Source organism: Pseudomonas sp. KCJK9058 (assembly GCF_046230975.1).
Taxonomy (GTDB): Bacteria; Pseudomonadota; Gammaproteobacteria; order Pseudomonadales; family Pseudomonadaceae; genus Aquipseudomonas; species Aquipseudomonas alloputida.
In genome coordinates, this window is the sequence record NZ_JBJJLR010000051.1 from 14,518 (window position 1) to 37,956 (window position 23,439).

Below are 23,439 nucleotides of genomic sequence, written 5' to 3' on the forward strand. Positions count from 1 at the left end.
GAGGTTTTGCCGTCATGCAACACAAGCACATCGTCCTCAAACGCCTGACCGCAGCCGCCTTGCTGGTGGCGCTGGCCGGCTGCGGGGTCACCGACCGTATCGGCAAGCGCATGGAAGACAGCTGGGCGGCCGACATGCTGGCCGACAGCGAAAAGGTCATCCTGACCTCCGACGGCGGCAACCAGCTCAACCCCGATGCCGAGGGCAAGCCGCTGTCGGTGGTGATGCGTGTGTACCAGTTGACCGACCTCGAGCGCTTCGCGGCTACCGATGCCGAGACCCTGTGGGACACCCCGGAAAAAGCCTTGGGCAACACCCTGGTGGAAACCCGCGAGATCACCCTGCTGCCCGGCATTGGCCAGATCGACCAGTGGCCGCTGGCCAAGAACGCGCGCTACGTCGGCGTGGCGGCGTTCTTCCGCGATGAGCAGGACGCGCGCTGGAAAGTCGCCTTCGACGCCAACTCGCTGCGCAAGGACGGTATCTGGTTCTCCTCCGACGGCCTGCGGGTGCTGGTGGACAACACCGAAATCAGCGCCATGCGTGGCGTGGACGTACTGAACAAACCACCGACCGCCGACCAGCTGGCCGCTGCGCAGAAGGCCAAGGATGCCGACGCGACCCTCACCGACAAGGTGCAGGACGCGGCCATCGACAAAGCCACCGACGCCGCCAGCCAGTCGGCCAGCAACGCCATGGATTCAACCTTCAATTCTTTAGTGGATAGCGTCAAATGAGCAAGCAGAGCCGGGTGATGTGGTCGGAAGGCATGTTCCTGCTGCCCCAGCACTTCCAATATCAGGACGAATTCCATCAGCACCAGTTGGCTGAGGCGACCCTGCGCAGCACCCCTTTCCATTGGGGGGTTCAGGCGCTGCAGGTGGACGAGGACGCCCTGGCCAATGGTTCACTGCAGCTCAAGCGTCTGAAGCTGGTGTTCCCCGATGGCAGCCTCTACGACGCGCCGCAGCACGATCCGCTGCCGGCCGCGCGCGACCTCAAGGACCTGCTCAAGGCCAACGACCTGAAGGTGTATGCCGCGCTCAAGCTGCCCGAGCCATTCGGCCTCAACTACGTCGAGGATGGCCACGAACACAAGGCCGCACGGCGCTTCCGCAAGCAGTTCGACACCCTGCCCGACCTTAATGAAGGCGAGCTGGAAAACGAAATCACCAGCTTGCGCCTGAACGTCGTACTGCTGGTCGACGGTGACAGCCTCGACGGGTACAGCCACTGCCCACTGGCCAAGCTGACACGCAACAGCATGGGCGGTTTCAACGTTGACCCACATTTCGTCCACCCCACCTTGCACCTGGGCAGCCACGAGACCATTGCCGGCATCGGCAAGCGCCTGCTCGGCGCCCTGCAGGCCAAGAGCAAGGCGCTTTCCGGCCGACGCCGCGAGCGCGCCGACCAGATCGCCGAGTTCGGCTCCAGCGATGTGACCCTGTTCTGGCTGCTAAACACGGTCAACCGTGCCCACCCGCAGCTGGCGCATCTACTGGCCCACCCGCGCCTGCACCCGGAGCGCCTGTACCTGTTCCTGGCCGACCTGGCCGGCGGCCTGCTGACCTTCACCCTGGACACCCAGCTCAGCGACATCCCCGAGTACGACCACCACGACCCGGCCGCGTCGCTGGTCAAGCTCGACGAGATGATCCGGGTGATGCTCGACAACGTCGTGCCCAACCAGTGCATTGTCATCAACCTGACCCAGACCAAGCCATCGCACTGGCAAGGCCAACTGCACGACCCGCGCCTGGCCGAAGCCGACTTCTATATCGCCGTGCACGCCGACATGCCCGGCGCCAGCCTGCTGGAGCTGGTGCCCCGTGCCTTCAAGGTCGGTTCGCCGGAAGACATTGAAGTGGTGGTCAACAGCGCCATGCCGGGTGTCACCCTCAATCATGCCGCGCGGCTGCCGAACGCAATTCCGGTGCGCCTGGACAACCAGTACTTCGCCATCGAGCCACACGGCACTGTGTATGAGCGAATGATCAGCGCCCAGGCCATCTGCTTCTATGCGCCCAGCGCCTTTACCAACCTCAAGCTTGAACTGATGGCGGTGCTCAAATGACCGAAGCCGTACTGCAACAGGGCGCCGTCCCGGCCGCCAGCGAAAAACCGACGCTCAAGGACCTGGTCCAGGACTTCATCAGCATGGCGTTGATCGTACGTCGCGGCCGCCAGGTCACCTCGGTGCAGGCCTTCGAAGGTAGCGTCGAACGCTTCTTCGCCAACCTGGAACGTGATGCCCGTGCCGCCAACTACAGCGTCGAGCAGGTCAAGGACACCCAATACGCGTTGTGCGCCTTCCTCGACGAAAGCGTACTGCGCTCGGACGACAACGCGCTGCGTCGGCACTTTGAACTGCAGCCGTTGCAGTTCCGCTATTTCGGCGTGCACCTGGCCGGCGAAGGGTTCTTCGAGAAGGTCGATGCGCTGCGCGCCGACGTCAAGCAGAACATCGACGTGCTCGAGGTCTACCACCTGTGCCTGGCACTGGGCTTCGAGGGCAAGTTCAGCCTCGGCCAGAAGGACCAGCTGCGTTACCTGGCCAATACCCTGGGCCAGGATATTGCCCGCTACCGCAAGGCGCCCAAAGCCCTGTCACCGGACTGGGCACTGCCCGACCAGGTGTCGCAGATGCTGCGCCACGAAGTACCGCTGTGGGTGTATCTGGCGCTGATCGCGTTGGTCTGCGTCGCCGTGTACCTGACGCTGGACTGGTTGCTGGACAAGGACGTCGCCGCCCTGTCCGAACAAATCCGCCAGCTGTTCAGTGCCTGAGCACATGCCCGGTAGCCGAGTCAGGAAGACATGAAAACATTACTGCGTCTGTTGAAAAGTTTCTGGGTGCTGCTGCCATTGCTGTGGCTGGCTAGCCTGTTGATTTGCTGGCTGGCCGCGCCGCTGGTGCCGTGGCTGCGTCATCACGTGCCTGAAGCGCTGGCAATCATCAGTGCCTGCTTCCTGCTGGTAATCGTGCTGCGCCAATACCAGCGCATTCGCGCCGAACACAACCTGGAGAACCTGCTGCAGATCGAGGTCGACCGCTCGTGGAATGCCACTGGCGAGTTCCGTGACCAGCAGGTGCTGCGTGAGCGCCTGAAGCACGCCATCGCCATGCTGCGCACCGACCGCTCCGCGGGTGGCGGCGGCAAGGCGGCCCTGTCCGACCTGCCCTGGTACCTGGTGGTTGGCATGTCGGCGGCCGGCAAGACCTCGCTGCTGACCCATTCCGGCCTGTCGGCCAGCATCGCTACGGCCAACGACAGCGAAAGCGGCACCCAGCACTGCGACTGGTACTTCAGCCCCGACGCCGTGATGATCGACACCGCCGGGCGCTACCTGCGCGACGACCAGTCGGCCAGCGAGTTCTCGGCCTTTCTGCGCATGCTGCGTAAGCAGCGCGGCAAAGCGGCGATCAATGGCCTGGTCCTGGTGGTCAGCCTGCCCGAACTGCTGGCGGCCAACAGCGATGAGCGCAATGCCCTGGCGGCCCAGCTGGTGGCCCGGGTGGAAGAATACGCCGAATGCCTCGATGCCAACCCGCCGGTTTACCTGATGCTGAGCAAGACCGACCAGTTGCCGGGCTTCAGCCAGGCTTTCGACGGCCTCGACCTGCACGAACGCCAGCAGCCGCTGGGCATGACCTTTGGCCTTTCGGAAATACGCACCAACGGCCTGCACGCCGTGCTGCAGACGCGCCTGAAGAAGCTGCAAGCTCATATTCGCCAGCACGTCGACGCGCAGATGATCGCCCTCGGTGCCGAAGCCGACAGCACCCTGCTGAATTTCCCGCAGTACTTCGCCGCCCTCAGCGGTGTGCTCGAGCAATTCCTCGACCATTTCACCCGCGGCCATCGCGGCGGTGCCCCGCTGCTGCTACGTGGCCTGTACTTCACCAGTGCACTGCAGAACGGGCAGCAACTGGGGCAGGTCTATGAAGACGTCATCGCCGACGAATTCGCCCTGCAGGCCGCCTACGATGAGCAGGCCGGGCACGTCGGCAAGGCCCTGGGCAACCGCAGCTACTTCATCACCGACACCTTCCGCCAGGTGATCTTCCCCGATCGCGACCTGATCCTTTATCAGTCGCGCCTGGGCCGCCAGGCTGCGTTCAGCCCGCTGCTACTGGGCCTGGCCGCCGCCACCGGGTTGCTGTTCATCGGTTGGCAAGCGCTGTCGTTCGCCAATAACCGCCAGTGGCTGGACAGCCTGCGTGGGCAGCTGGCGCACATCGAGCAGGCAGCAGACCGCGAGCAGCAGCTGGCCGCAGGCAAGGGCCTGGAAGTGCTGCGTGAGCAGATGGCCAACGTCGAGGCCCATCGCCTGCAGGGAGTGCCCTTGCAGTTGGGTGGCGGCCTGTACCAGGGCGAGGCGATTCACCAGGTGACCCGCAGCGCCTACCTGGCGCAGCTGCGCAGCCAGGCGCTGGAACCGATCGCACGCAGCCTGCAAGTGCAGATGCGGGCGTTCAACACCTTCGCCAACGGTATCAATCAGGAGCTGGAATTCACCCCGCCCCCGCAGCCGAAGAAGCGCAATGGCAAGCCGCTGGCCCCTGCCATTGCGGCCAGGGCTCAGGCCGCGCTGGGCAACACCCGCGCTGGCGCCTATGCCGTCAAGGTCAACCTGGCCACTGCCAGCGATGGCGCCGAGCTGTCCGCCGCCACCGGTGGGCTGTCACTGTCCGAAGAAATGCTCGGGCGCCTGGACGAGCAGCAGGTGGCCTCGATCATCGAGGCCTACAACACCCTCAAGCTGTACCTGCTGCTGACCGAGCCCCAGGCCCATCCAGACCCGGCCTTCGTCGCTGCCAGCCTGCCCCAGGCCTGGGCCAGTGCCACCGCCGAAGGCACCCCGGCCGACGCTGGCGTGATCGCGGAAAATGCCCCGCTGTACGTGCAGTTGCTGGAGCAGGGCCAAGCGCCGTCGTTGCCGCGCAACGAACAGTTGATCAACGAAACCCGGCAGAACCTCAAGTCGTTCATGATCTCCAGCTCGCTGGTCGATCGCGAGTACCTGCGCCTGCAGCTCGAGTCGAGCCGGCAGTTCCCGGCGCTGAGCCTCAACGACCTGGTCCCGCAACCAGGCCGCGCGCTGCTGTACGGAACCGCTGGTGTGCCGGCGATCTACACCCGCCAGGGCTGGGACACCTTCGTCAAGCCCGAGCTGATCAAGCTGGTGTCGGGCAACCTGCGCAACGAGTCGGACTGGGTGCTGGACGGCGAAGGCGGCGATGCCCTCGTGCAGAAGGCCAACTTCGTGCGCGAGTTCATGACCCGCTACAAGCGCGACTACACCCAGGCCTGGTACAAGATGGTCAGCAGCGTTGGCGTGCGCCACTTCGTCGACCTGGCCTCGGCGACCCGGGAACTGGGGCTGTTGAGCGACGTGCAGAACTCGCCAGTGAAGAACCTGCTGCAAGCGGTCAACGACAATACCCAGTGGGACCTGCCGGTCAAGCAAGCCATCCCGGCCCCCGGCACCAGCCGCGATGACGGTTTCTGGAGCAAGGTCACCGGTCTGTTCGACGCCAACGACACCCTGCCTGCCAACGTCGCCCCGGCCCTGCCGGCGGTGGACGACGGCAGCCTGGCCAAGCGCTTCGAGCCGGTGGCGCGGGTGTTCGCCGAAAACAACGCCGAAGGCGCCGACAGCACCATCATGGACCGCTACCTGGCCGCCTTGCGCAAACTCAAGGTGCGCATGAACAACATCCAGCGCTCGCAGGATGTGGGCAAGAGCAGCAAACAGTTGATCAGCGAGACCCTGGAAGGCCAGCCGAGCGAAATCACCACCGTGCGCAATTACGTGGAAAGCAGCGTCGACACCAGCCAGGATGGCCTGTCGCGCTCGCTGCAGGGGCTGTTCAGCCTGCCCATCCAGTATGCCTGGACGACCCTGCGCGACCCGGCCGGCGAGCAGATCGCCAAGGCCTGGGCGCAGCAGATCGCCAAGCCCTGGGAGCAGGTCATGGCACACCGTTACCCGATTGCCGGCAGCAGCCGCAACGAGGCTTCGGTGAAAGACCTGCAACGGTTCGTGGATCCCGACAGCGGCCTGCTGCCGGCCTTCAAGCGCAACGAAATCGGCAACCTGGCCGGTGGTGAAGGTCTGGGTGTGGGCGATGGCAAGGGGCCGGCGCTGGTCAACCCTGGCATGCTCAACAGCATCGACAAGGCCAGCTCCGTGGGCCAGGTGATCGCCAGCCTGTCGGACCGTGACAACGGCTTCGAAATCATGCTGGAACCTTCAGCCAACTTCACCGACATCGTCTTCACGCTCGATGGCCAGGAGCAGCACTACCGCAACGGCCGCAGCAGCTGGAACCGCTTCGCCTGGCCGGGCACCAGCACCGCGCCGGGCGCGCGCCTGGACGTCGTCACCCTGAGCGGCACACGGGTCACCGTGTTCGACTTCCCAGGGCGGTGGGGCCTGCTGCGCATGAACGAGAGCGCTCGGGTCGACGACCTGGACGGCATTCAGCAACGCTTCAGCTGGAACACCGCCAGCGGCCGCGTAAGCCTTGTCGTGCGCAACTTCGGTGGGGTCAAGCTGACCGATCTGGGTGACGTCAAGGCCCTGAGCGCCCTCAACAGCAGGGGCGCGCAATGATCGGTTGCTTCGGCAAGCTGCCGTCGAGCGCAGATTTCGTCAGCCTGCATGGGGCGGCGGAAGAAGTCTGCGAGTTCGACGCCTGGTTGCAGTCATCGCTGGCAGCCATGCGCTACCGCGATGACTGGCAGGCGTTGTTCGACGCGCTGCCGATGTGTTTTTTCACCTACCGCGCACGCAACGGCAACTGGCTACTGGGTGGCCTGCTCAGCTCGCGCGATGCCAGCCAGCGGCGCTACCCGTTCTTCATCTTCCAGCTGCTCAAGGGCGATGACAGTACTGGGCTGGTCAACCCGTTCACGCTTGGCGAGCTGTTCAGCGCGCAGATCAAGCCGATGCTGCACCAGGCCGTGCAAGGCGCCGACTGCGCCCGCCTGTTCGAACGGATCAAGGCCTTGCGCCCGCTGCAGGGCCAGGACCTGGACCTGTTCCGCCGGGTGCACGCCAAGTTCCTGCATGATTTCAGCTTCACGGATGTGGCCCGTGCCCTTCATGGGTCCTGGCCAGGTTTCGACAGTGCCACTGCCCTCGCCCACCTGCAGCTCGGCCGTGCCTCGCTGCAGGGCGACTTTGCAGGCGGCATCGAATTGCCGTTGCCGGCCGAACGTGGCCTTAAAAACCCCACTGCCGACCTGTGGCTGACCTGGCTGGCCCGCATGAGCGAACACCGAGCGCTACCGGCAGTGAGCCTGTTGGCCGACGACTTCATGCACCCGCAGCTGTACTGCTTCCCGGCGCGCCACGCCAGCTGTGCCTACCGCCTGCTCAGTGGCTGTGCCGACCCGCGCCAGCACCTGGAGTTGCTCAGCCCGCTGACAACGGTGCCACGGCTGCACGATTACGACCGCCCCCTTGAACATGTCATCGACCAGTTCGTCGATGCACTGGATGCGACGCCTGTATGAACAAGCTCAAGTACTACTGCCTGCGCTACCAACCCTACCTGCTGGGCGTGGCGTTCTTCCTGGCGATCTTCCTGGTCTGGGCCATCGGCCGAGCCTTCGGCTTCGCCTCGCTGCACAGCCTGCTGGCCGGGATCGGCGTGTTTCTGCTGCTGTCGGCGGGCTATGTACTGCTGCTGTACCGCGGCGTGGGTCAGCACCACAACCTTGAAGGCCTGCTGCGCGACGACGCCGACCAGGCCGTACTCAGTGCAGCCCCGGCCGACCGGGAAGAAGTCAGCCTGTTGCGCGAGCGCCTGCTGCAGGGCATCGAGCGCCTGCACAGCAACAAGCCGCGCGGTACTTCGAACAAGGATGCCCTGTATGCCCTGCCCTGGTACCTGGTCATTGGCCAGCCTGCCGCCGGCAAGAGCACGATGATCCTGCAGTCGGGCCTGAACTTCCCCTATGCCGAGCGCGAAGGCGTACGGGTCGCGGGCCTGGGCGGCACGCGCAACTGCGACTGGTTCTTCAGCTCTGAAGCGGTACTGCTGGACACTGCCGGGCGCTACATGAACCGCCCCGAGGAAGCCGGCAAGTGGCGCGGCTTTTTGCAACTACTGCGCCAGCACCGCCAGCGCCGTCCCCTTAACGGCTTGATCGTCAGCGTCAGCATCGCCGATATCCTGCATGGCTCGGTCGAAGACCAGGAGCGCGTGGCCAAGCGCCTGCGCGAACGCATTCAGGAAAGCTGCGCGCTGCTTGAAGTGCGCCTGCCAATCTACCTGGTTTTCACCAAGTGCGACCTGATCCCTGGTTTCACCGCGTTCTATCGCCAGCTGGACGACGCCGCGCGTGGTGAAGTGATGGGTAAAACCTTCTCTCACAAGGGGTACGAGCAAGCCGACTGGGGCCAGCGCTTCAGCAATGCGATGGACGAGCTGACCCGTTACTGGGGGCAGATGGCGAGCCAGCAGCTGGTGCAGCAGGACATACAAGTCACTCGGCAGAACAACGCTGCCTACCGCTTCCCGCTGGAACTGGCCGCGCTCAAGCCGCGCCTGCATCAGTTCGTCGACAGCCTGCTGCGTGCCAACCCTTACCAGAATGCCGAAATGCTGCGCGGTTTCTATTTCACCGCGGCGCTGCAGGCCGACGAGGCTCAGTGGGGCTGCCACGGCCAGCATGTGGCCGAACGCTTCGCGCTCGAACACGCAGAAGGAACGGGCACTTCCGGCAGCCAGCCGGCGCCGCTGTTCATCAACAGCCTGTTCCGCAAAGTGATCATTCCCGACCAGCATTTGGTGGCGCTGTACACCAGCAACCACCGTGAACGCCGGCGCAAGGCCGGGTGGGTGGGCGCTGCCGGCCTGGCGGCACTGGTGCTGTGCAGCCTGTGGGGCTGGTCGTACCTGAACAACCGCGCCACCCTGGCCAGCATTGCCGACGAACTGGCCCAGGCCAAGGCCGACGACCAGGCGGCCAGCGGCCAGTACACCGCCTGGCGAAGCCTCGACCGCTTGCGCTTCTGGGCTGCTCACTACCATGAGCAACACCACACAAAGGGCGTGCCCCTCAGCATGCGCCTGGGCCTGTACCAGGGCCATGAGGTCGAGCCGCTGCTGCGCAACCGCTACTTCGCCATGTTGCAGAACGTGATGCTAAAGCCCACGGCCGATAATCTGACCCGCACCCTGTACCTGCTGACCACGCTCAAGGTCTACCAGCGCAACACCCGTGAGCTGCAGCCAGTGAGCGGCATTGACAGCGTAGAGGCCGAGGCGCTGCCCCATGACAACCGCGCCCAGTCGATCGCCAATTTCGGAAAGGCGGCCCTGGACACTTACGTGATGCTTTCTCCGGGCCAGCGCGAGCATGCCGACCCGGCGTTTCTCAAGGCGCACCTGCCGGACTACTGGTACCCGGCCATCGCCCGCCATACCGGCAAGAGCATGGCCGCCGCTGGCAGCGAGGCCGGTGGCAACCAGGACTACCTGTATGCCAGCCGCCAGATCACGTTCTATAGCGACCAGATCCGTGAGCCAGATGTACCGCGCATCCTCGACAACGCCTTCCTGATGTCCAGTTCGCGCAACTACATCGACAGCCTGCGGGCCCAGTCACTGCGTGCGATCGAGACCATCACGCTGGAATCCGACACCCTGTTCGCCTTCGGCCGCGCCGATTTCCAGAGCCTGAAAAACGAAGGCCAGCATCAGCTGAGCGCAATTGCCAGCAAGCTGCTGAACACCCCGAATATCGGCAAGATCATCATCTCGGGGCACGCCGACCAACTGGGTGACAGCCAGGGCAACCTGCAGGTTTCGAAACAACGGGCACAAACCATCCGCACCTATCTGGTTGGCAAGGGCGTACCTGCCGAGCTGGTGGTCGCGCAGGGCGAAGGCAGCCGCAAGCCATTGGTCAACTGCGACATGCAACAACCGCGAACGCAGTTGATCAAGTGCTTGGAGCCCAACCGCCGGGTGGAAATCGAAGTGCGTGGGCTTAACTGAGCCACGCCGCAATAACCGGTCGCCGGGGCCTCACAGGATGAGGCCCGGGCGGCGGCAAGCTACCTCTGCCGGCACGCCCGGCGAGGTCAAAACCAAGGGGCGCATGAGCAACCCTTTACATGTTGTTAATGGAGAGTTTCACAATGGCATTTGACGCGTATATCCAAATCGACGGCATCCCAGGCGAAGTACTGGATGAAAAACACAAGGACTGGATCGAAGTGCTGGGCTACGAGTACGGCGCCACCCAGGCTACGTCGGCAACCGCCAGCTCTTCGGGCGGTGCGTCCTCCGAGCGCGTTGCCCTGAGCGACTTCAAGATCCGCAAGGCAGTCGACAAGGCATCGGCCAAACTGTTCGAACACTGCTGCACCGGCAAGCACATCGCCAAGCTGAAGCTGAACGTGAACCGCGCCGGTGGTGACAAGGTCACCTACCTGACCATCGACATGGAAGAAGTGGTGGTCTCTTCGGTCAAGTTTGTCGCCGGTGGCAACCAGAATGGTGAAGACAAGGCGGTCAGCGACCTGCCAGTTGAAGAAATCAGCTTCAACTTTGCCCGCATCAAGACCACCTACACCCAGCAGAACCGCACCGACGGCCAGGCCGGCGGCAACATCGTAGGTGGCTGGGACCGCACCGCGAACAAAGTGTTTGCCTAAGCACGTACCGAACCATGGGCCGCTTCGGCGGCCTGTGTTCCGCAGCGCGCCGGGTTTTCCGACGCGCTGTTCACTAGCCATGTCCAGAGTGTTCTATGCCTGAAATTCTCAATGACCTCTCGCTGGCCACACTGGCCGCCCCTATCGAGGGGGGCAGTGGCGAAGACTTGAGCTTCTCTGCCTTGTTCGACCAGATCAAGGAGGCACGCCGGGCGGACCCTGACTACCTGACCCAGGGCGACTGGCAAACCGACTTGAAGACTGCCGACTGGGAGCAGGTGATCAACCTGTCGGCTCAAGGGCTTGCGCAGCAAAGCAAAGACCTGATGCTGGTGGCCTGGCTCTGCGAGGGGCTGGCCCAGCGTGAACACTTCGAAGGCATCACCTTTGGCCTCGAGCTGACCGAACAGCTCCTGGTTGCGTTCTGGGAAACGCTGTACCCCACCCTCGAAGACGGCCTGGACGAGCGCGCGGCGCGACTGTCCTGGCTGAAGACCACGCTCACCGACATTGCCGGTGGCTTGCCCATTATCCAAGGGCAGCATTTTGGCGTGTTGCGCTATGACGAGTCACGCCATGTAGAAAACCTCGCCTTGCAAAACCCCAAGGCAATGCAGACAGCGCTGAACGAAGGCAAGATCAACGCCGAGATCTTCCAGCGCTCGGTAGCGCTTACCGACACCGATTACCTGCGCGCCAAGGCCCAGCAGATCGCTACCAGCCTGAATGCATGCAAACGCCTGCAGGCCAGCGCCGACCGCCTGTTCGGCCACGAGGCGCCCAGCTTTGCCAGCCTTGCCGACATGCTTTCGCGTGCCAGCCAGCTGGCGGAAAAACTGCTCAAGGACCGCGGCGTAGAGCTACACCCCGCCATCCCGGAGGAAGCGCAGCCACAGGCCACGGGCGCCAACCTCCACGAAGCAGGTGAAGCGATGAATGCCACGCCCCCGACGACCGCGCCTGCAGCCCTGCGCACCACCCCGCTGACCCGCGACGAGGCATTCACCATGCTTGCGGGCATCGCCCAGTACTTCAAACAGAGCGAGCCGCAAAGCCCGGTACCCTACCTGATCGAACGTGCGATCAAGTGGGGCAACATGCCGTTGGAAGGCTGGTTGAGTGACGTGATCAAGGACAACAATGTGGTGGACAACATCCGCGATGTGCTGGGCACCCGCTAGGGGCTGCAATAAAAGCCTTGAGACGAACGTCAGGTAAGGCGAAGACAGCCGGCGCCCTGCCACCCCACCGGCGCCATCGGGTAGATTCCTTGACTGCTGCCCACGCAAGGGCGCTGCAATTGCTGTTAACTTGAGCGCACTGCTCAGCTTCAGACAAGGACTGCTTCATGCCTCCAAGCCCGACCACCCCAAGCGGTTTCATCCGCGTTCGTGGCGCCCGCGAGCACAACCTGAAGAATATCGATGTCGATATTCCCCGCGATGCCTTGGTGGTGTTCACCGGCGTGTCCGGCTCGGGCAAGTCTTCGCTGGCGTTCTCCACGCTGTATGCCGAAGCCCAGCGGCGTTATTTCGAATCGGTGGCGCCCTATGCCCGGCGCCTGATCGACCAGGTTGGCGTGCCGGATGTCGATGCCATCGACGGCTTGCCGCCGGCGGTGGCCCTGCAGCAACAACGCGGCACGCCGAGTGCACGTTCCTCGGTGGGTAGCGTGACCACCTTGTCCAGTTCGATCCGCATGCTCTATTCACGCGCAGGCCACTATTCGGCCGGGCAAGCGATGCTGTACGCCGAAGACTTTTCTCCAAACACGCCCCAGGGCGCTTGCCCGCAGTGCCATGGCCTGGGCCGTGTCTACGAGGTGACCGAAGCGACCATGGTTCCCGACCCGGCGCTGACCATTCGTGAGCGTGCGGTGGCGGCGTGGCCAATGGCGTGGCAAGGGCAAAACCTGCGCGACATCCTGGTCACGCTGGGCTATGACGTCGATATCCCTTGGCGCGATCTGCCCCAGGCGCAGCGCGACTGGATCCTGTTCACTGAAGAGACGCCCACCGCCCCCGTGTATGCCGGCCTGACCCCGGCGCAGACCCGCGAAGCGCTCAAGCGCAAGCTGGAGCCCAGCTATCAAGGCACGTTCATGGGTGCCCGGCGTTACGTGCTGCATACCTTCATGCACTCGCAGAGCGCGCAGATGCGCAAGCGTGTGGCCCAGTACATGCACCCCAGCCCCTGCCCGCTGTGCCAGGGCAAACGCCTGAAGCGCGAAGCGCTGGCCGTGACCTTCGCCGGGCTGGACATCGCCGAACTGTCGCACCTGTCGTTGCAGGCGCTGGCTGAGGTGTTCCGCAAGGTGACGGCAGCCGACTACCTGACCCGGCAGCAGGACGAGCTGACACTGGAAAAACGCCTGGCGGCCCAACGTATCGCCAAAGAACTGCTCGAACGCATTGACACGCTGCTTGACCTCGGCCTCGGTTACCTGGCCCTGGAGCGCAGCACCCCGACCTTGTCTTCTGGTGAACTGCAACGCCTGCGCCTGGCCACCCAGCTGAATTCGCAGCTGTTTGGGGTGGTTTACGTACTCGACGAGCCGTCGGCCGGCTTGCACCCGGCCGACAGTGAAGCGCTGTTCGAAGCCCTGCAGCGCCTGAAACAGGCTGGCAACTCGGTGTATGTGGTGGAGCATGACCTGGACACCATGCGCCGCGCCGACTGGCTGGTGGATGTAGGGCCAGCTGCCGGCGAACACGGCGGCACCATCCTCTACAGTGGGCCGCCCGCCGGCCTGGCCGAGGTGCAACAGTCATGCACCCGCACCTACCTGTTCGATGCCCCGGTACAGGCCACACGCGCCCCCCGCCAAGCACGCGACTGGCTGAAGCTTGAAGGCATCACGCGCAATAACCTCGATAACCTGAGCGCCGCATTTCCGTTGGGCTGCTTTACCGCCGTTACCGGTATTTCCGGCTCGGGCAAATCCAGCCTGGTCAGCCAGGCCCTGCTGGAACTGGTGGGGGCACACCTGGGCCATGCCGAGCAACGTAGCGAGCCCGAAGCGCAAAGCCTGGAAGACGAACCTGAACAGACCAGCAGCGGCCACGTAAGCGCCGGGCTTGGCAGCATCAAGCGGCTGGTGCAAGTTGACCAGAAGCCGATCGGCCGCACGCCGCGCTCCAACCTGGCCACCTACACAGGCCTGTTCGACCACGTGCGCAAATGCTTCGCGGCTACCGAGCAGGCCAAGGCACAGGGCTTCGACGCCGGGCGCTTTTCGTTCAACGTTGCCAAGGGCCGGTGCGCCAACTGCGAGGGAGAGGGTTTCGTCAGCGTCGAGCTGCTGTTCATGCCCAGCGTGTACGCGCCCTGCCCGACCTGCCAGGGTGCCCGCTACAACCCCGAAACCCTGGCGGTGAGCTGGCAAGGCATGAACATCGCGCAAGTGCTGCAGTTGACCGTCGACCAGGCCCTGCAGGTTTTTGCCGAGCAACCGCCTGCCCGCCGTTGCCTGCAGGTGCTGCAGGATATCGGCCTGGGCTACTTGCGTCTGGGCCAACCGGCCACCGAGCTGTCCGGTGGTGAAGCGCAGCGGATCAAGCTGGCGACCGAACTGCAGCGCATGGCCCGCGGGGCGACCCTGTATGTGCTGGATGAGCCCACCAACGGCTTGCACCCGCAGGACATCGACCGGCTGCTGGTACAGCTGAACCGCCTGGTAGAAAGCGGGCATAGCGTGGTGGTGGTCGAACATGACATGCGAGTGGTGGCGCAGAGCGACTGGGTGATCGATATCGGGCCGGGGGCTGGCGATGCCGGGGGCAAGGTGGTGGTCAGTGGCACGCCGCAGGTGGTGGCGGCATGTACCGACAGCCGCACGGCCGCGTTTTTGGCCAAGGCCTTGTGAGCCTTGCGCATTGACTCAACGGAAATTGCTGTCGTTGCCTATCGCTTACATCCACCAAGCCAGCACCACCGGTAACCAGGCAAACGACAGCACCGTAGAACACATCACCAGGTTCGCCACCTGCTCTGGCTCACGGTTGGCCCGCACCGCCATCAGGTAGTTGAACACGGCTACCGGCATCGCCGACTGCACCATCAGCACCGCACGCTCCAGGCTGTCCATACCCAGTACCGCGCCCACTGCCCAGCCCACCGCAGCCCCCAGGCCAATGCGCAAACCGCCCAGCAGCATGCCGCTGCCCACGTGACGCAGGCGAATGCTGGCCAGTGACACCCCCAGGGTCAGCAGCATGAGCGGAATGGTCATGCCGCCCAGCAGGTCTGCGGTATTGGCCAGCCAACGCGGCAGTTCGAAATCGAGAAAAATGATGGGCATGCCGCCGGCCAAGCTGATGACGATAGGGTTGCGCAGCAACGCCTTGAGCGAAGCCGCCGTGCCGGAGATGGCCATGCCGATGGTGAACTGCACGATCGACAGGGTCAGGAAAAATGCCACGGCCAGGGCCAGGCCATGCTCACCGAAGGCATACAGACTGATCGGCAGGCCCATGTTGCCGGTGTTGGGGAACATGAACGCCGGCAGCAGTACCCGCCAGTGCATGCCCGACGCGCGACACACCAGCAAAGCGGCCAAGGCCATCCCCAAGGTGCACAGCAAGCAGGCCACGGCCATGCTGGTAAAGGCATTCGGGTCCAGGTCGGTACGACTGAGGGTGGACAGTACCAGCGAAGGTGTGCCGACGGTCATCACCACCCGGGCGATGAAATCAGTGGGGTAATCCAGGCCCTTGCGGGCCCAGGCAAAACCAATGCCGGCGACGATGAAAACCGGGGCCAGGACTGCGAACAGCGACGCGAACATGGGGGGCCTTCCTTGGTGGGGTTCAGCATTATGCCGCACTCAGTGAGAGTACCGGGCCGATCTCACCGCCCGCAGGCGCCGCCATCGAAATGTCTGTGGAAGACATGTTCATGTCGCGCTGAGACTGCGGCGTCTCGTCGCACACCCAGGCCCCTTGGGCAAACGCGTCCAAGCCCGTAGAATCCCGCTTCCTTTTCGCCCGTCGCCTTGAACGGTGGCAACCAGTAGCAATGACAGAGTCAGCGCCTGAACACATGAACGCACATGTGAAGTAGGCTCAACCCTCCCCGCCCGGCCCATCTCCCATAACGCCCAGCGGTTGAGTCTTGCCCAGGTCGCATCCGTGTCGCCACTCGCCCCTTGCCGGGTCGAGCCGGTGTGCGCGCCGAGAAGGTGCTCATTCCGCTCATCCAACTAGAGGTACGTATGTCTCCGCGTTTGCTGGCCATGGCGCTGGCGCCCCTGCTCGGGCTGTTCATCATTGCCCTGGGCAACGGCTTCATGTCTTCCCTGACCACCCTGCGCCTGGGCGCCGCCGGTGAGTCTGCAACCACCATTGGTATCGTCTCGTCGACTTACTTCATCGGCCTGACCCTCGGCGCCATCTTCAACGACCGGCTGATCCTGCGCATCGGCCACATCCGCGCCTACACCAGCTTCGCCTCGCTGATCGCCGTGACCATCCTGCTGCAAGGGTTGTTCTACGAGGTCACCTGGTGGTCGGTGCTACGCCTGATCAACGGCTGGGCCGCAGTGGGCGTGTTCCTGGTGATCGAAAGCTGGCTGCTGCTGGCCGGCGACGCGAAAATCCGCGGCCGTCTACTGGCGCTGTACATGATCGCCTTCTACGGCGCCGGGGTAATCGCCCAGGCCGGCCTTGGCGAAATCACCCAGCTAGGCGATACCGCCCCGTTCATGCTGGCCGGCGTGCTGGCCGCCCTGTCGGTGTTGCCGATCGTGATCCTGCCGCGGGTGTCGCCGCTGCTGGACCAGGTCGAACCCCTCAAACCCCGCCAGTTGCTGGGCGTGGCACCGTCGGGCCTGGTCGGCTGCTTCGGTTCGGGCGTAGCGATTGCCGGCATCTATGCCCTGCTGCCACTGTACTTGCAGCGCATCGGCCTGGAGGTGGGTGAAGTTGGCAACATGATGGCCTGGGTGATCCTTGGCGCGATGCTGCTGCAGTACCCGGTCGGGCGCTGGTCCGACCGCAAGGACCGCCTTGATGTGCTGCTCGCACTGGCCGCGTTGTGCGTTGTCCTGTCGCTTGTAACAGTGTTCCTGCCATCGGACTCGTTCCTGCTGCCAGCCATGCTGTTCCTGCTGGGTGGTGGCGTGTTCACCCTGTACCCGGTGGCGGTCAGCCATGCGGCCGACCGCGCGCCGTCCGATGCGCTGGTGCCGATGATCCAGGGCCTGCTGCTGATCAACTCCCTGGGCTCGGCCATGGCACCGGTGGCCATTTCGCCGATGATGACCGAGTTTGGCGAGGCCGGGCTGTTCTGGGCGTTTGCCGTGGTCAACCTGGCCATGGTGTGCTTCTTCATGTGGCGCCGCGGCAAGCGCCCGGCGGCAGAGCACCCGGCACCGTTCACCGCTTCGACCACCTTCTCGCCAACCGGTGCCGAGTTGCGGGTGACCGAAGACCTGATGCATGCGGCGCAGGAGCATCCGCCGCTGGAGCCGGTCGAAACCCCGGCAACCGCACAGCGCTCGGAATCTTGTTGATTGCCACTCGTCGCCCGGAAGGCACCCCGCCAGCCGCTGCCAGCCAAACGAATGACAGATCTTGCACAAAGGAGAAGTCCCATGATCCGCATTCGCCCGCTGTCCCTGTGCCTGGCGCTGGCCCTGACCAGCCTGACCGGCGCTGCCTTCGCCGCCACCGACACCCATACCGACAGCCATCCGCAAACTGACCAGTCCGGCGGCAAGACCGCCGGTGAAGGCAGCAGCGCCAACAGCCCCGGTAGCAGCAAAGGTAACGACAGCAGTGACACCGGCAGCAACGCCGATGCCGCCGACGGTGCCTCTGGCGGCTCCAACAGCACCGGCGAAGCCACTGGCTCTGGTGCCGGGGCCAGCGGAGGCACTGCCGAGGACCAGGACAGCCGCTGAGGCAGACCTGGACTAGACTAAGCCCTTGACGCCCTGCCAAGGATTGACCATGCACCTCAGACACTGGCTGTTCGCTGCGTTGCTGCCCTGCACAGCGTCAGCCGCCGCAGGCGGCCAAGGCGCGATGTCGGTCAGTTCCTCGTCTTTCACCGATGGCGGCGTCATTGCCCTGCAACAGGTCGGCCAGGACCCGGCATGCGGTGCCGGTGAAGAGCGGACCCCGCAACTGAGCTGGGACAACCTGCCCGCAGGTACGCGATCACTGGCCCTGATCATGTTCGACCCGGACGGTGGCAAGGGCGTGGGTGTGGTGCACTGGGTGGCCTACAACATCGATCCCGAACAGGATGGGCTCAAGGAAGGCATGGCGGGCTTGAGCGGGCCCTACGTGACAGTGGGCCGCAACTCCCGTGGCACCCAGAGCTACCGCGGCCCCTGTCCACCCGCCGGCGACAACCCCCATCATTACGCCCTGACCCTGATTGCCACCGACCTGCCCTTGGGTACCTTGCCCGAGGGGCTGGACCGCAGCGGCCTGCTGCAACTGCTGCAAGGCCACGCCTTGGGGGCGCAGAGCCTGGTCGGGCGCTACGGCCATTGAACCAGTCAGTACAAAAATAAATGATCGGCCCTATAGCATTTATCCATTGAATGGCCCGCCCGAACTGAAGTAAGCTCGGGCTCATTCACTGGAGAGCAACATGCCGAAACACACCCGCAACCCCGCCAACCACACCGGTCGCAGCCTGCGCCCTGTGCTGGCCGTTGCCGGCTGCGTGGCACCTGCCAGCTATTACTTTGGGTATTGGTTTAGCCACTAGGCGCCGATACCCACCCGGCGCCCACCTTCGAGGGGCCGCCGAACATGAGAATACTCAAACCCCCGGTCGGCTTCCCGACCGGGGGTTTTGCTTTTCAGGCCTTTGACCAACACCGATTCACCTTGAGGACAGATTCATGAACTACGCCACTTATTACTACGCAAACACCTCCGCCTGGCGATTTAGCCAATCCCGTTCGGGCCAGCCAGCCGCCTCCGATCGGTCTTCTACAGGTGGCAATGCAGCAGCCAATACGAATTCAACGATCTGTCGAACACCTCGATAGGGCCGACCATGCGGGCTTGAACCCGCTGTCCGCCCAGGGAAAAACGCCATGCACGCTTCCAGCCTCGCCCTGCCCCTGACCCAGCCGCAAGCGGCCAACACCACTGTCAGCAAACGCCTGCCCAGCCCGCACCTGCTCAAGCAACAGATGCCACTGCCCAGCGAACTGGCCCAGCAAGTCCAGGCCCATCGCCAGGCCATCCGCAACATCCTCGAAGGCCGCGACCCGCGCCTGCTGGTCATCGTCGGCCCCTGCTCGATTCATGACCCGCGCTCGGCCCTGGAATACGCCGACCGCCTGGCCGCCCTTGGCCGCGAAGTCAACGACAAGCTGCTGCTGGTGATGCGCGCCTACGTCGAAAAACCGCGTACTACAGTAGGCTGGAAAGGCCTGGCCTACGACCCGCACCTCGATGGCAGTGACGACATGCACTCGGGTATCGCCTTGTCTCGCGGGCTGATGCTGAACATGATCGAACGCGGCCTGCCGATTGCTACCGAGTTGCTGCAACCGATGGCCGCCGGCTACTTCGACGACCTGTTGGCCTGGGCGGCGATCGGCGCACGCACCACCGAATCGCAAATCCACCGCGAAATGGTCAGTGGCCTGGAGCTCCCGGTCGGCTTCAAGAACGGTACGGACGGCGGCATCGCCATCGCCAGCGACGCCATGCGCAGCGCGGCCCACCCACACCGCCACTTCGGTATGGATGCACAGGGCCACCCGGCGATCATCGAGACCTTGGGCAACCCGGACACACACCTTGTACTGCGTGGCGGCCACAAAGGCCCGAACCACGATGCCAACAGCATTGCCATGGCCCGTCAGGCGTTGGCCAAGGCCGGTCTGCAGGCACGGATCATGGTCGATTGCAGCCACGCCAACAGCGGCAAGGACCCGACGCGCCAGCCAGCGGTCTTCAATGATGTGCTGGAACAGCGCCTGGCCGGCGACCGTTCGTTGGTCGGCGTCATGATCGAAGGGCACTTGTTCGATGGCTGCCAGGCGCTGGGCAAGGGCACGCTGAAATACGGTGTGTCGATTACCGACGGCTGCCTGGGCTGGGCCTCGACCGAAACCCTGTTGCGTGAGGCGGCACAAAAACTGTAGGCCGAAGGTTGTAAGCCTGGCGAGACATACCCCGGACAAGTGCGCTAGGCTTGCCTTTTTACCCCCAAGGAGCAGTACCCATGGCCCGTGCAACCGCCCGCCACATTCTGGTCAGCAGCGAAGACAAGTGCAACGAACTCAAAGCCCAGATCGAAGCAGGCGCCGACTTCGCTGAAATCGCCAAAGCCAACTCCACCTGCCCGTCCAGCCGTCAGGGCGGTGACCTGGGCTCGTTCGGCCCAGGCCAGATGGTCAAGGAATTCGACACCGTGGTCTTCAGCGCCCCAGTCAACACTGTGCAAGGCCCGGTGAAGACCCAGTTCGGCTACCACCTGCTGGAAGTGACCAGCCGCCAGGACTGATTCACCCCTCCCGGTGATCAGCCCCCCTGTGGAAGCGGGTTTACCCGCGAAGAGGCCAGACCAGACAACCTCGTTGCCTGCTCCGACGCATTCGCGGGTAAAGCCGCTCCCACAAGTATTGTGGGGGCTTGTATTTTCGTGCATGGGCTTTACGGTCCAGGCCGCTCCCACCCACGCCCTCACGGTCTACGGCGAAGCCCCCCGCTACGCCGCCAGCTTCCGGCATTTCGACTATGTAAACCCCGACGCCCCCAAAGGCGGCATCTTGCGCCGTTCGGCCATCGAGATCGGCCAGTTCGACCATATCCTCCCCTACATCGACAAAGGCATCGGTGTCAGCGAAGTCGATGGTCTGTTGTACGCGCCACTGGCGGTACGCTCTTACGATGAACCCTATACCGTTTACGGCCTGATCGCCCGGCGCATGGAGCGCGGCCCCAATGATGAGTGGCTGCGTTTCGACATCGACCCACGCGCCACCTTCGCCGATGGCAGGCCGGTGCGCGCCGAAGACGTGCGTTTCACCTTCGAACTGCTGATGAGCAAGGGCAGCCTGAAGTACCGGACCCAGTTCGCCGACGTGGCCGGCGTGACCGTAGAAAGCCTGCACAGCGTGCGATTCGACTTGAAGCCCGAGCACGGCCGCACCTTGGCGCTGGACCTCGCCAGCCTGCCGGTAATGCCCGAGCACGACTGGCAGCACCGCGATTTTGCCAACGGTGCCGGCTTCGACAAGCCGGTTGGCAGCGGGCCATACCGCATCGGGCGCATCGACAACGGCCGCAGCATCACCTTCGAACGCGACCCGACATGGTGGGCGCGTGACCTGCCGGCCAGCCGTGGCCGCTACAATTTCGACAAGCTGCGCATCGAGTACTTCGGCGACACCGAAGTGGCGCGCCAGGTACTCAAAGGCGGTGGCTACGACTACAACCGTGAGTTCTCCGCCACGGCCTACACCTTGGGCTACAACGGTGCGCAACTGGACGACGGCCGCCTGCAGCGCGCCCACCTGGGCCCGGCCAAACCGCAAGTGGCTCAGGGTTTTGTGTTCAACCTCGACCAGCCGCAGTTCAAGGACCGCCGTGTGCGGCAGGCGCTGGGTATGTTATGGGACTTCGAGTGGAGCAACCGGCAGATGATGCGCAACCTGTACATCCGCCAGCAAAGCGTGTTCTCCAATACGCCGTTGGCCGCTCGCCAGTTGCCGGATGCGGGTGAGTTGAAGCTGCTCGCCCCCTTGCGCGGCCAGGTGCCAGATGAAGTGTTCACCACGGTGTTCACTGCCCCGGTCACCGACGGCTCGGGGATCGTCCGTAAACAGCAGTTGCAGGCCCTGGCCCTGCTCGAACAAGCTGGCTGGCACCCCGAAGGCGACCGCCTGGTCAATAGCCAGGGCACGCCGCTGGCGTTCACGTTCCTCAATGGCCAGGCGGGCCTTGAACGCCTGCTGCTGCCGTGGAAGCGCAACCTGGCCCAGATCGGCGTGAGCCTGAACATCCGCAATGTCGACTCAGCCCAGTACGTCAACCGGCTGATGGCGCGCGATTACGACATGATCGTCACCGGCTACCCGGTCACCCTGTCGCCGGGCGCCGAGTTGTACAACTACTTTGGCTCGGCGGCCGCTCACGACCCCGGCTCGAACAACCTGATGGTTTTGCAGGACCCGGCCGTAGACCACCTGATCGACGGCCTGGTCCGCGCCGACACCCAGGCCGACATGCTGCGCCACGCCCATGCCCTGGACCGCGTGCTGCAATGGAATTATTACTGGATCCCCAACTACTACCCGCCAGGCAGCTCCACCGCCTGGTGGAACCGCTTCGGCCTGCCCAAGGTCCAGGCCACCTATGACGAGGGCCTGGACACCTGGTGGGAGGTCAGCCCTACCCCGCTGACCAACGCGCAGATGGCCGAACGCCGGAAGGCCTCGCCATGACCGCTTATATCCTGCGCCGTCTGTTGCTGATCATCCCGACGCTGCTGGCAATCCTGCTGGTCAATTTCGCCATCGTCCAGGCCGCGCCGGGTGGGCCGGTGGAGCAAGCCGTGGCGCGCCTGCAGGGCCTCGGTGGCGGCGCACCCGGCGCGCGAACTGAAGTGGTCCATGGCGAATCCCGGGCCACACGCGGCCTGGACCCGAAACTGATCGAAGAGATCAAGCGCCAGTATGGCTTCGACAAATCCGCCCCCGAGCGGCTTTGGTTGATGCTCGGCCAATATGCCCGGCTGGACTTTGGCAACAGCTTCTTCCGCGGCGCCAAAGTCACCGACCTGATTCTCGACAAGTTGCCGGTCACCCTGTCGCTGGGCTTCTGGGCCACGCTGATCACCTACCTGGTGTCGATTCCGCTGGGCATCCGCAAGGCGATGCGCCACGGCAGCCGCTTCGATGCCTGGAGCAGCGCGTTGATCGTGATCGGTTACGCCCTGCCTTCGTTCCTGTTCGCATTGCTGCTGATCGTCCTGTTTGCCGGCGGCACTTCGCTCAACTGGTTCCCGGTGCGCGGCCTGGTCTCGGACAATTTCGACGAGCTCAGCCTGCTGGGCAAGGTCGCCGACTACTTCTGGCACCTGGTGCTGCCGGTCGCGGCCCTGGTGATCGGTGGGTTCGCCACCCTCACGTTGCTGACCAAGAATGCCTTCCTCGACGAGGTTTCCCGCCAATACGTGGTCACTGCCCGGGCCAAGGGCCTCAGCGAACGCCGCGTGCTGTATGGCCACGTGTTGCGCAACGCCATGCTGCTGGTGGTGGCCGGGCTGCCACAGGCGCTGATCACGGTGTTTTTTGCCGGCTCGTTGCTGATCGAGGTGATCTTCTCGCTCGATGGCCTGGGCCGCATGAGTTATGAGGCCGCCGTATCGCGGGATTACCCGGTGGTGTTCGGCACGCTGTTCATCTTCACCCTGGCGGGCCTGCTGATTCGCCTGCTCGGTGACCTGTCTTACACCCTGCTCGACCCGCGCATCGACTTTGATACGAGGGCGCACTGATGCTATCGCCCCTGTCGCGCCGTCGCCTGCAACGTTTTCGCAGCCACCGCCTGGGCTGGGTGTCGCTGTGGTTGTTTGCCGGCCTTCTGTTGCTGAGCCTTTGCGCCGAACTGGTGGCCAACGACAAGCCACTGCTGCTGGGCTACAAGGGCGAGCTGTACGTTCCGGCGCTCAAACGCTACACCGAGCAGCAGTTCGGCGGGCAACTGCCGTTTCAGCCCGACTACCGCAGCGCCTATGTGCGCCAACTGATCGCGGAACAGGGTGGCTGGATGCTGT

The 23,439-nt window shown here is 64.0% G+C and carries 17 protein-coding genes and 1 pseudogene; 17 read left to right on the plus strand and 1 reads right to left on the minus strand.

Annotated features, from left to right (window positions below):
- Nucleotides 1-14: 14 nt before the first annotated feature.
- From tssJ to ACK59Z_RS21825, 9 genes are all read left to right on the plus strand, one after another.
- A complete protein-coding gene (tssJ, locus tag ACK59Z_RS21785) occupies nt 15-737 on the plus strand; it encodes a type VI secretion system lipoprotein TssJ (RefSeq protein ID WP_019751695.1) in 723 nt (240 codons plus the stop codon).
- Complete coding sequence (tssK, locus tag ACK59Z_RS21790) at nt 734-2,077, plus strand: type VI secretion system baseplate subunit TssK (protein ID WP_003248343.1); 1,344 nt, start codon at nt 734-736, stop codon at nt 2,075-2,077. The genes tssJ and tssK overlap by 4 nt, the downstream gene beginning before the upstream one ends.
- Nucleotides 2,074-2,790, plus strand: a complete 717-nt coding sequence (gene icmH / locus ACK59Z_RS21795; RefSeq protein ID WP_409293656.1) for a type IVB secretion system protein IcmH/DotU — start codon at nt 2,074-2,076, stop codon at nt 2,788-2,790. Before tssK ends, icmH begins: the two co-directional genes overlap by 4 nt.
- A 30-nt stretch (nt 2,791-2,820) precedes the next feature.
- Nucleotides 2,821-6,624 carry a type VI secretion protein IcmF/TssM N-terminal domain-containing protein gene (locus ACK59Z_RS21800; RefSeq protein ID WP_409293657.1) on the plus strand — a complete coding sequence of 1,268 codons (3,804 nt, stop codon included), beginning with the start codon at nt 2,821-2,823 and terminating at the stop codon, nt 6,622-6,624.
- Nucleotides 6,621-7,529, plus strand: a complete 909-nt coding sequence (tagF, locus tag ACK59Z_RS21805; RefSeq protein ID WP_409293658.1) for a type VI secretion system-associated protein TagF — start codon at nt 6,621-6,623, stop codon at nt 7,527-7,529. The genes ACK59Z_RS21800 and tagF overlap by 4 nt, the downstream gene beginning before the upstream one ends.
- On the plus strand, nt 7,526-10,021 hold the full coding sequence (tssM, locus tag ACK59Z_RS21810; protein WP_409293659.1) for a type VI secretion system membrane subunit TssM: 2,496 nt from the start codon (nt 7,526-7,528) through the stop codon (nt 10,019-10,021). Before tagF ends, tssM begins: the two co-directional genes overlap by 4 nt.
- A 143-nt stretch (nt 10,022-10,164) precedes the next feature.
- Nucleotides 10,165-10,683, plus strand: coding sequence for a type VI secretion system tube protein Hcp (locus tag ACK59Z_RS21815; protein WP_012052417.1), 519 nt, complete (start codon nt 10,165-10,167; stop codon nt 10,681-10,683).
- Nucleotides 10,684-10,778: 95 nt separating this feature from the next.
- Nucleotides 10,779-11,864, plus strand: a complete 1,086-nt coding sequence (gene tssA / locus ACK59Z_RS21820) for a type VI secretion system protein TssA (RefSeq protein ID WP_221100032.1) — start codon at nt 10,779-10,781, stop codon at nt 11,862-11,864.
- A gap of 167 nt (nt 11,865-12,031) precedes the next feature.
- Nucleotides 12,032-14,548 (plus strand): excinuclease ABC subunit A, encoded by a 2,517-nt coding sequence (locus tag ACK59Z_RS21825; RefSeq protein ID WP_409293660.1) that lies wholly within the window; start codon nt 12,032-12,034, stop codon nt 14,546-14,548.
- A gap of 45 nt (nt 14,549-14,593) precedes the next feature.
- On the opposite strand, the gene ACK59Z_RS21830 is transcribed toward ACK59Z_RS21825, so the two are convergent.
- Complete coding sequence (locus ACK59Z_RS21830) at nt 14,594-15,469, minus strand: AEC family transporter (RefSeq protein ID WP_003248329.1); 876 nt, start codon at nt 15,467-15,469, stop codon at nt 14,594-14,596.
- Between the two features lie 426 nt (nt 15,470-15,895).
- On the opposite strand from ACK59Z_RS21830, the gene ACK59Z_RS21835 reads away from it, so the two are divergent.
- The 8 genes and pseudogenes from ACK59Z_RS21835 to ACK59Z_RS21870 form a co-directional block, all read left to right on the plus strand.
- Entirely contained in the window at nt 15,896-17,194 is a 1,299-nt protein-coding gene (locus ACK59Z_RS21835) for an MFS transporter (protein ID WP_020190937.1), read from the plus strand.
- A gap of 81 nt (nt 17,195-17,275) precedes the next feature.
- Nucleotides 17,276-17,584, plus strand: coding sequence for a hypothetical protein (locus ACK59Z_RS21840; protein WP_108191080.1), 309 nt, complete (start codon nt 17,276-17,278; stop codon nt 17,582-17,584).
- A gap of 49 nt (nt 17,585-17,633) precedes the next feature.
- Entirely contained in the window at nt 17,634-18,185 is a 552-nt protein-coding gene (locus ACK59Z_RS21845; protein ID WP_081384700.1) for a YbhB/YbcL family Raf kinase inhibitor-like protein, read from the plus strand.
- Between the two features lie 554 nt (nt 18,186-18,739).
- Nucleotides 18,740-19,801, plus strand: a complete 1,062-nt coding sequence (locus ACK59Z_RS21850) for a 3-deoxy-7-phosphoheptulonate synthase (protein ID WP_108191079.1) — start codon at nt 18,740-18,742, stop codon at nt 19,799-19,801.
- A gap of 80 nt (nt 19,802-19,881) precedes the next feature.
- Nucleotides 19,882-20,163 (plus strand): peptidylprolyl isomerase, encoded by a 282-nt coding sequence (locus ACK59Z_RS21855; protein ID WP_003248318.1) that lies wholly within the window; start codon nt 19,882-19,884, stop codon nt 20,161-20,163.
- 142 nt (nt 20,164-20,305) lie between these two features.
- Entirely contained in the window at nt 20,306-22,105 is a 1,800-nt protein-coding gene (locus ACK59Z_RS21860; protein ID WP_108191078.1) for an extracellular solute-binding protein, read from the plus strand.
- Complete coding sequence (locus ACK59Z_RS21865; RefSeq protein ID WP_014860337.1) at nt 22,102-23,160, plus strand: microcin C ABC transporter permease YejB; 1,059 nt, start codon at nt 22,102-22,104, stop codon at nt 23,158-23,160. Before ACK59Z_RS21860 ends, ACK59Z_RS21865 begins: the two co-directional genes overlap by 4 nt.
- Nucleotides 23,160-23,439 (plus strand): annotated as a pseudogene (locus tag ACK59Z_RS21870) (ABC transporter permease); the annotation flags it as partial. The gene ACK59Z_RS21865 and the pseudogene ACK59Z_RS21870, both read left to right, overlap by 1 nt.